General features: G+C 57.9%; 7 protein-coding genes. 4 read left to right on the top strand and 3 right to left on the bottom strand.

Annotated features, from left to right (window positions below):
- Window positions 1–571: 571 nt before the first annotated feature.
- From FB009_RS32260 to FB009_RS32250, 3 genes are read right to left on the bottom strand one after another with little or no spacing between them, the layout of a single operon-like run.
- On the bottom strand, window positions 572–2191 hold the full coding sequence (locus FB009_RS32260; protein ID WP_186447698.1) for an MBL fold metallo-hydrolase: 1620 nt from the start codon (window positions 2189–2191) through the stop codon (window positions 572–574).
- A 1-nt stretch (window position 2192) separates the two neighbouring features.
- Window positions 2193–4124 (bottom strand): gluzincin family metallopeptidase, encoded by a 1932-nt coding sequence (locus tag FB009_RS32255; RefSeq protein WP_145162732.1) that lies wholly within the window; start codon window positions 4122–4124, stop codon window positions 2193–2195.
- Between the two features lie 28 nt (window positions 4125–4152).
- Window positions 4153–5298, bottom strand: a complete 1146-nt coding sequence (locus FB009_RS32250) for a patatin-like phospholipase family protein (protein ID WP_145162729.1) — start codon at window positions 5296–5298, stop codon at window positions 4153–4155.
- Between the two features lie 302 nt (window positions 5299–5600).
- Here FB009_RS32250 and FB009_RS32245 point away from each other — a divergent pair, with 302 nt between their 5' ends.
- The 4 genes from FB009_RS32245 to FB009_RS32230 all read left to right on the top strand — a co-directional run bounded on the left by FB009_RS32245 (window position 5601) and on the right by FB009_RS32230 (window position 9575).
- On the top strand, window positions 5601–6857 hold the full coding sequence (locus FB009_RS32245; RefSeq protein WP_145162726.1) for a hypothetical protein: 1257 nt from the start codon (window positions 5601–5603) through the stop codon (window positions 6855–6857).
- Complete coding sequence (locus tag FB009_RS32240) at window positions 6847–7242, top strand: hypothetical protein (protein WP_186447697.1); 396 nt, start codon at window positions 6847–6849, stop codon at window positions 7240–7242. The genes FB009_RS32245 and FB009_RS32240 overlap by 11 nt, the downstream gene beginning before the upstream one ends.
- Complete coding sequence (locus FB009_RS32235; RefSeq protein WP_145162722.1) at window positions 7239–7940, top strand: endonuclease/exonuclease/phosphatase family protein; 702 nt, start codon at window positions 7239–7241, stop codon at window positions 7938–7940. Before FB009_RS32240 ends, FB009_RS32235 begins: the two co-directional genes overlap by 4 nt.
- Before the next feature lie 438 nt (window positions 7941–8378).
- On the top strand, window positions 8379–9575 hold the full coding sequence (locus FB009_RS32230; protein ID WP_010969783.1) for an IS256-like element ISRm5 family transposase: 1197 nt from the start codon (window positions 8379–8381) through the stop codon (window positions 9573–9575).
- Window positions 9576–9834 lie beyond the last annotated feature (259 nt).

Raw genomic sequence — 9834 nt, 5'->3', positions numbered from 1 at the left:
GAAAAACTCCAGCCTCCGCTGGTCCAGAAACCTGGAGCGGTTCAAAAACCGCCGAGGCTCTAATCGCCGCTGGATGAAAGTTCAGTGGCAGGTCAATCCGATCGAAGTCCCGCGAATCTCCGATTCAATGATCGTACAGCGTATCATCGCTGAGTCGATCTCCGGGTAGCCCAAAGTCGCGATCGGGGGGGAGACGGTGCGGGCGCAGGAGCGCATACGCGAAGCCAGGTGGGGCAGCCCCAATTTGTTATCCGGGCGACGTCTCGAAAGCCATGATCGATGCGTTTCGCTTGCGATTGTGAGGTAGGGGCAAGGTAGGGCGCAAAGACTGGCTGGCCGGCATGATTACGGCATTATGCGGCATGGGCAATCTTGATTTACCCTTTTTCGACACGGTGAGCCTTCGTGCTGCCGCCAATCGCATCCTGTTTGAAGTCGAGGTGGTTTCGACTGAGAACAAATAGCACGCACTGCGCTTGCCAATCCAAGTTGTTGTTTTCTCAACACTTGGCGTAGCTCTGGTGACGTCGAAGTGCCGCCTCGCGTGGCTACCGATGGCCGGTAAGACAGCTTAGGATGTCGAGTAAGGAATTCGATATTCCAGTGCAAGCGGCCCTTGATGGTCGGAAATCTCGTCGAGATTGTCGAAAAAGCTCTGCCATTGTCGTGCATCGAGCTGCAGTTCGATTGAGAGAGTGTCGTCAGCATAGGCTTTGATATCCGCCTTTGCGCGATCGGCTCTAATCACACGGCCACCCGTTTTTTCCACAAGGCGGTCCAATAGCGCCCGAAAGGGCATTTTCCAATGCTTGGAGTTGTTGGCGAATGCTTCCTCCACGGGGATCATAGCGACCAAGTCCGGATGGGTCATGAGCTCGAGGCCGAATTCCCTTGGGGTGGCGTTGTGGCTGGCATGGTGCCCCACCTTATAGAGCACAGTTTTCGCCAGCAGATCAGCCACGTTCACCGAATCGATGTCTCCTTTCTGTGCGCCCGGCGGCCATGTTAGATCGTGCCAGGACAGCCAGCTGCCGATCTGAGCGTCACCTGGAAAGAGCAGTACGCGGCCATGAGGGCCTTCGCCGAGCTCGAATGCGAGCACGAGGCTCGTATTGTTCGTGTCTGAGTCGAGCTTGAGCGCCAGCGCTTCAGTTGCTCCGAGCCAGTCGATATCCACCTTTCGCCAGTCGTTTGCCGGATCGTCGTAGGACGAAAGCGCTGTGGATCGTGCTGCATCGTCCGTCCGTAGACCAATCTCAGCCAGCCTGTTGTCCAGCGGGACCATTGCTCGCAGGCCGAAAGGTAAACTCATTTGAAGTCTTTGCAAATCGTCCGCGTCGAGTGAACTGTCTTCACCCTCCAGCATCACCGACGCCGCTAGAAGGTAATCTTCGCCGACATCGCCGCTCAGCTGATAGACTTCAGCATGGTTCTTGCGCGGATCGCTGCGCCTTAGCAGCTTTTCGTCGCGAGGAGGACCGAGAACATAAACACCAATGCCGGAAGCAAATCCAAGCTCGGGCTTTGTGCCAGGTGTCATGTAGCGTACCCGCTCGGCTTTGAGTTTCAGTCGTTCAAGAATGGCCGCTGTCGAGGAAGCACTCTTCACGCCGGGGCCATCTGGACCGATTCCAGCAAACGCCAGGACACTGCTCAGTTCGTCCAAGGGTCCGGGTTCCAGCGGCTCTCCATCGGCTTCGCTCGGGTCTTCGTCGTCTGAATATTCTGGATGCGACATAAAGGATTTGTAGTTGGCAAAGGCGGTGTAGCTTTTGGCCAACAGGGTCTTAACCTTTTCTCGACCCGCTCGCAGCCGCATAGCCTGCTCGTCGCGGGGATCTTCCGTCCATGCGAGCCACAGCTCGCTCACTGTAACTTCAGAAAAAATGGACTTTGCCTGCTCAAATCCGGACAGGTGATCAACGTGCTCATGAGTGACGACCAGCACATCCAGAACTGTCGTCACCGACTTGATATCGGCCATGATCCGATTTGCCTGTTCGGTAGCACCCGGCATACCCTGAAGAATGCCGCAATCGATCAGTATGTGGCGCGTTCGATCCCCGTCGGGCACGCGCAGAAGAAAACAGTCTCCTAGTATATCGCGATACATGCGGACGCTGACGCTCCTGGGCTGAGCCTTTGAGCCTTGTTCTGCTGGCCGGCGGACCTGCGTCGTGGGTCTTGCCATCTCAGCAGCCTCCCAAGCGATGCACAAACGCGAAGGGTTCGGCTTCATTGGTGTCGCCGAAATACGTCGAGCCCAAGGTTTCACTGTCGGCCTCGAAGCGGTAGGAACGCTGCTCGTCGAGGCGCTCGTCGCTGGCGATGTCCTTCTTGATGCAGTACCGCAGTGCTCGGGTCCTCAGATCAACGATAAGTGTTGCCCCACCCCGAAAGACAAAATCTGCACGGACGCCCTTTACGCGTCCCCTCTCTTCCACCTCCCTTTGGAGGTCAGCGGAGCGGTAGCCGCGCCTCTCCTGCGTGATTTCTATGACGAGCTGGCGCTCTTGTTCGCCGTCTGGACCAATTCGGTTCGCAAGTCTAACGGAATGGATCTCGAAAGCTGGCCCCGGTCCCGTGGTCTCCGTTGCGCGAGCCCTGCGTATCGTTTTGGGGGCGTCGTCGCGAAGCCAAAGGCCCATTTCCCGAAGTGTCTCATGGGATATATCGGCGTTGTTCCGCATCCAATGGGCAAGGCTCTGGCAGCGTTCAGCGGACCGCTCGTAAATCTCCTTTCGAGCCAAGCTCTGGCTGAAATTTATGTCCGTTATCCAATCGATCTCGATCGGATTTTCGGGCACCGACCAAAGCAGACTGTCCACGGACAGCGATCGGCAATCGCGCGGAAATATGCCGCGCCGCCGAAATGCCTCTATGATGGCGAGGCGGTAGCCGCGGTCATCTTCGGTGACCAGATCATAATCGGCCGTGATCAATGCTCGAAGGTAGTCACCGAATGTCATGTCGACCGGAGGGAGATAGTCAACGGCGCGGATGCACATGCGCAGAACGTGACTGGCAGACTTCGTAGCCTCCCTTGTCAGGCGCGCAACGAGATCGGGATGCAAATCCCGATCGGGAAACCGCCTTCCGTCGCCGGTCGTCAGGCGCAGCAAGTCTGCGACGCGGGAGCGATAGATCGACACAAACGCATCGAACACAGCTGCAACCAGAATCGCCCCGCGCTCATGGGATTCGGTTGCCCGATCTATCGCTGTGGCATCGGGCATCCCGGTCTCTGGGTCTACCGCGTCGATGGCATCGCGCAACGCGCCGTAATGGCCAATGGCATGTCCGAACTGGACGGCGAGCCCGCTTAGCAACGAGCGCTGGCTGAGGTCGCCCCGCAGCTGGGCAATCTGTTGGCGCACGGCTTCTGGGAGTGTGAAATGCTGAAAAAGTGCGACGATATCGGCAAACGCTTCATGGAACGCTAGCGTATCCGGGTTGCTCGGTTCAATGAAGCGGCGATGCATGCCGTCCAAAATCGCGTGCGTCGTCTCGTGTGCCACAATGTCGTGCGAAAGACAGGTGAAGATCGTGCCGCCTGGCAGATTTCGTCCGGCGTTTCGCCTGGAGGCTTGAAAATACCCGAAGAGCAGGGCCGCCTTACGCGGGCTGTAGTAGGCGTTTGCCTCACGCAGGGCGTGCGGATAGATCCTCAGACGTTGGACGTATCGTTCAATCTTTTCGCCTGTCTCCCAATCCCAAGGTCGTGGTGCCCAAAGCACAGGCCGGCCGAGCGCTCGTTCGAAATTGCGGATCGTCATCATCGCGACCGCGTACACCATCTGCTGATGAAATCTCGGATTTCCATCAGACGGCGGATATCCGTCCTGGACAAGCAGGGCGGTTTCGTTGAGATCGACAGGCGGATAGAAGCCGCCGCTTGCGGGGTCGACGTCGATGACTTCCACGTATTCGCCGACCGGTCCCGGTTCAAGCTCCTCCCATCTCAGACTGATCGTTGCGGTGTTGATAACGGCGGTTTGTATGTCGAGCGAGGCGGCTGGATCGAACGCATAAATCCTGAGGCGTCTGAAAGGCGGTTTCAGTTCCGGATTGCGCGGCTTTTGGGCAGCCCGCGGACCAGATATTGAAAAGGACAGGTTTTCCATTGCGCGCTCCAGAGGTGGCCGCTAGCGGCTAATATTTTCCAGGATATGGAAAACGTACCGGGACGCCGACCTCGATCCCGTACGATTGCCTCAAAGTATCGCGACAGTGCCGGCGCAGAGCCGTGTCTGCTATCGCATAGCCCCAGTTGATCAGCCTTTTCTGAGTAACTTCCGGCATCGCCTCTAGACGGGTCGGTGTGGCTGCAATCGGCGTCGGATCGAGATCGGCACATCCGAGTGGATCGGGGGTCAAGCCGTAGTCTTTGAATGACGAGCGGATGCCCCAGTAACAGCCGTCGTGCGCGCCTCGCCGATAGCTATCGATCAAAGAGCGCTTCCGGAGACTTCGAACCTGATTGTCGACGACGTCGAGAATCCGAACCGAATGACGTGCCCAATCCTCGGCGGGTGTTTCCTCTGCGGCAATTTTCTGGCCCCCGTCGCTGACCAAAAGCGTCCGGCAGCGTTTGAATGCGGTCTCCAGGCCCAGATTGTCGTAGACACCGCCGTCGCTCAAGACCACTTTTTGTCGATACTCCGGCAGAGCAAGATCTGTGCCGTTGAACCAAGTCGTTGATCGTGGAACGGTCAGGCTTAAAGGTGAAAGTATCGGTGGAAACGCTGACGAAGCAGCGACGGCGACCGAGAGCTTCGCCCCAGGGTCGCGCACGAGCCCTACCCTATAGTCGCCCATGTAGGGTCTCGAAAAGCGCCAGAGCGCACCGGACTGAACGTTGGTCGCATTGATAACAAAACGCGGTGCCTCGCTGTCTGTTGGAAGATCATCCGTTGTCTTGCTGCCAAAGAGCACCTCATCGTAAGCCTTTGCCACTCGATCACTGATGGTGCCGGGCAGGAAGATGCCGCCGAAAATAGCTCCGGCATCGACGCTCGTGCCTGCCATCTCGCGTATGTTGTCGATAACGATCGACAGGTTTCGAGCGCATCCGGCATCGTCGAAATCAAGATCTTTCCACCGGAGACCCAGATAGGCAGCCGTGATCGAGCCACCGGAAACGCTGGATACGCGCGCGAGTTTCGGAAGAAGGCCGATCTCATTCAAGCGTATGATCGCACCAACATGGAACACCATGGCGCGGTAGCCGCCACCCGATAGGCACAGAGCTATGCCTTCGGGGTCCGGACCGTCTACGTCATCATCGTTCAGGACCACGGCAACGCTTCTCCTTCCTGTGGTGGCATCGGAGGTCGGCCCGCACTGCGTGCGCCGCCTCTCTGTGGGTTGTGTCGCATAAGCTCACTAAATTAGAATTGAATGATGCTATCGTGAAGTGCATAGTGAGCGCAACGCAATTTGTCGCGGCGCGGATTTGTAGATCGGCGCGATCGACGGATGTAGTGCCGGCTTGGGCAGGCAGTGGCCCGCAAAGGAGTGCGGGGCCGGAGGGACGAGAGACGAACACGCTGGTTTCGCACCAGCGAGATCCGCAATATCGTTTTCGCATGGGGGATGAGGTGACCTGGACAATAACGGGCAAAGAGCTTGCCGTTTCGAAAGTAACGGGTCACCTTGATCTTCGCCCATCGCCCGTTCGAGGCCGGGCGCCGGCGGTAGAAAGGATCAACTTCACACCGGTCGAGCTCTATGGTGCGATGGCGAGATGCTCGCATATGCATATGGTCAACGCCGACGCCGTCACTGCGGAAAGTGAAACATGTCGGTACCTCTTGAGTCAGTATGTCGACGAGAAGCCGAAGCACTTTGCTATCCTCAAGACGGCGGATCGACTGAAGGATTTCTCACGAACCCACTTGGCCGGGGTTGTTGGTGCAGGCATCGCCTATCTGCAAATGATCCGCGACGGCTACGTCTGGTGTGACCACTTCGAAAACCTGGCCTTGGACGGCAGCCAACCGACGAAAAAATCGCCTGACTTCGTGTTCAGTCGCCGCGATGATGAAACCGTCGCTCTTACGGAATCGAAATCAACACGCGGCAGTTCCAGGCCGCAATTCGATGGCACAGTAAGACGTGGTTATCTCGAGCAAGTCTCTCCGTATCTTGGAATGGCGGTCGGGACCGCCGTTGCTTCGCACGGATTTGCCATAGGATCGTGGATGACATCGTCGACGAGCGCAGAGATTTTTGTTCACCACACCGCATCTTCCTCGGGATCTGCCGGCTCTTCCGGCGAAGGATCGAGCGATCCGACATCGGTAAAACGGGGAAATTATCTCAACGCGATGTCGCTCCTTTTTGGCAGTGATATCGCAGCAGCAGCACGTTCAGGTCGCTGGACACCCGTCGATGCGCATTTTGTTACTGCGCGATGGCTCGGGCGCGAGTGGCTTTTGGGGATTGCTGCTCCAAATCGCCTGGACGACTATGATGGTGTTGCCGTCACTTTGCTCGACCGACCGGCATCTTCGCGCTCTTTCAACGGGTTCGCACTCGATTGGGAGATAGCACGTCGTTTTCTCTGGTCACTCGTACCATTCACCACGGGACCAAACCCGTTGAACAACCTTCCTGAAATCGATGCTCGTCTCATTGCAGAGGCGTCTCGCTCCGAAGGCGCGATTTTCCCGGATGGTTTTGCGGTTATTTCAAATGAAGCCGACCTTGAAGAAATTTCAGTCAGACCTCTTGGTCAGATTAAAGAAGGTGCTTCGATTGAAGAAGTGAGCGACCTGGAACCTGGGCTGGCACATGGACAAAGCCACCGCTGGCGAGTGGATAGCGGCATGCAGTGGGCTCTTCGTGAAGGATGAAGCGACAAACGTCTGGAAGCCGTCCGCCGACGAAACTGGTATTCCTGGCTGGCAAGTCAATTTTCGAGAGGAAGTCGAGTGGGACTGGGAGCGGTTCCCGGTTTGTGACGTCTACAAGGACCGCAATTTCGATACGGTGCCGGCCACCGAAGTCGCCTACGGCAAGCGGTTGCAGCAACTCAACGACTTTGTCCGCAACACGGTTCCGGCCGACATCTATGCGTTTGAGGAAGTGAGTGGTGAGCAGGCCGTTCGTGACGCACTTCCAGACGGCGGTGCAGCATACGAAGTCTGTACCTTCAAGGGCTTCAAGATTCAGCGACTTGCGATCGCGTGGAAGAAGGAACTGGGAACCGCGGCGAACTGCGCGTCGAGCCCAGCTTGAGCCTTCCCGGCAATCCCAACGCGGATCGGCCGCGGCCGAGTTTGTCGGTCGACTTGACCATCGACGGCGAGCTGGTGCGAATCCTGGCGGTCCATCTGAAATCGTCGTGTGTCTCTCCGCTTGAGGCGAGCGGGAATCTAAGCGACGATCAGGATCGAGATTGTCGGCTCCTGCAGCAACAAATCGTGCCGCTCGAAACGTGGCTGGAAGACCTTGCAAGCACAGACAAGTTCATCGTGCTGGGAGACTTCAACCGCAATTTTTGGCACGAAGTGCACGAAACCGGCCCCGTCCGCACGGATGGAAGTTCACCGCATATGCCGCTTCCCCCCCCGGCGTCCTGGTCCAGGATCTGTTTGGCGAGGTGTTCGACGATACGCCGGCGTCGACGACTGTCACACTGCTTCGCGAGCGTTGCCCCGCTCAATTCAGCAAGGACAATGCTTTGCGAGAAGGGCGAAGCAGGACTATTGACGGCCGACGAACGCCGTCAGCTCAGTCAGTCACAAAACCTCGGTTGCCGCAATCCGCTCGGTCTCGATCACATTTTGATTGGGCGCGGACTTGTCAACATCGAAGGTGCGGAGCACGTCGCGATAGGCGCCTTTGGGGGAACAAAACCCGCAAGCGGCCTTCATCCCGATCCCTTGCTTGCGATTTCGGACCATTGCCCTTTAAGCGCCAGGTTGGATTTTTGAAAAAGACTGATGCATCCGTTCGTTGAGCACACATGGGGGAAAATTCGCTTCGATATGATTGGGCCCTACCGATCATAGCTACTTAGACTAGGTACGGCGTCGGCAGCGCCCACGACCGAGGCGGAGCTCCACCATCAGCCGCACCTGCTTTCCTCTCACGTCCGAGAAATCAAGAAATTCGGCCTTGTTCGGTGGGGTCGGTTGCGGCCTCCGGCGTGGCCGTTAGCCTGCGGGCCCATGCCGTTAATTCGGGCGGAAACCAATGACTTGGGTGTTTCTGCTGTTCAATGTTTGGCGAAGAGCGCTCGGGCATCTCAGCCTAACGAAAGTGTCTCTTTCTTTGGTAGTGTGCTGAAGGTTCTGCAAATTCACTGAGAGAGGCGGTCATGGCAGGCTGGTGATGTTGACGTCACCTGATTCCCTGGAAGGAACGCCACCATGACCAAGACTGAAGGTAAGACAGCCAGCGCCGCCGTCAAAGACATTTTGCTTTCGAACCCCGATGGGCTGCGCGAGGTGATCCGCACGGTGATGCAGGAGGTGCTGGAAGCGGAGATGGACGAGGCGCTGGGAGCTGCGAAAGGCGAGCGCACGCCGGAGCGGCTCGGCTACCGTTCGGGCCACTATGGCCGCACGCTGATCACGCGGGTGGGCAAGCTCGAGCTGCGGGTGCCGCAGGATCGCTCGGGGCACTTCTCCACCGAATTGTTCGAACGCTATCAGCGCTCCGAGCGGGCGCTGGTGGCAACCTTGGCGGAGATGTATGTGCAAGGGGTGTCGACGCGGAAGGTCAAGGCGATCACCGAGGAGCTGTGCGGCCATGCCTTCTCGGCGTCATCGATCTCGGCGATCAACAAGCGGCTGGACGAGAGCCTGAAGGCCTTTGCCGAGCGCTCGCTTGAAGAGCCGTTTGCCTACCTGATCCTCGATGCCCGTTATGAGAAGGTGCGCGAGGCCGGTGTGGTGATGAGCCAGGCGGTGTTGATCGCTGTCGGCATCGACTGGGACGGACGGCGGCAGATCCTGTCGGTCGAGATGGCCGGCCGTGAAAGCCGTTCCGCCTGGAAGGACTTCCTCGTCAGGCTGAAAGGGCGCGGTTTGAAGGGCGTCGAACTGGTGGTCTCCGACGACCATGCCGGTCTCGTCGCGGCAATTGGCGAGGTGATCCCGGAAGCTGCCTGGCAGCGCTGTTACGTGCATTTCCTCAGGAACGCCCTCGATCACCTGCCGCGCAAACATGGCGACGATTGCCTGCAGGAGCTTCGATGGCTCTATGATCGCCGCGACCTTGATGAGGCGAAGGCCGATCTCGCCGCGTGGCTGGGAAAATGGTCGGTCCGCTATCCGCGCCTGACCTCCTGGGTTGAGGAAACCATCGAGCAGACGCTGACCTTCTTTCGTCTGCCGCGCCAGCATCACAAGCACCTCAAGAGCACCAACATGCTGGAACGCCTCAACGAGGAAATCCGCCGCAGAACCTACGTCGTGCGCATCTTTCCCAACACCGAGAGCTGCCTACGCCTCGTCCGCGCGCTCGCCGTCGAAACCCACGAAAACTGGATGGAGGCCAATCGCTACATCAACATGGACGACCTGCGAGAGCACAAGAAACTCGCACTCCGTCAAGCCGCATGACCAGCACGCATGACCGACCAATTTTGCAGAACTTGACGCACACAACCCCGCAATCGATCCCTGGAATATCAGGGACTTACAATATGCCGGCGCGGAGCCGCTGGTTTGAATCCTTTCAAGGCGTGGGACTTGAGGGTCTCAATAGGGGGCCGGGAGGGGATTGGCGGTGAGCGCTACGAACAGCCCACCTTGCCTTTGCTGATTGAGACCGCGAGATAAGCTCCGTCATCGACAGGAGTGGAACGGGATGGTTGGAGAT

The sequence above is a fragment of the Sinorhizobium medicae genome (assembly GCF_007827695.1).
Classification (GTDB): domain Bacteria; phylum Pseudomonadota; class Alphaproteobacteria; order Rhizobiales; family Rhizobiaceae; genus Sinorhizobium; species Sinorhizobium medicae.
Note: the sequence above shows the minus strand (reverse complement) of the source record. Positions and strands in the feature narration are given on the sequence as shown.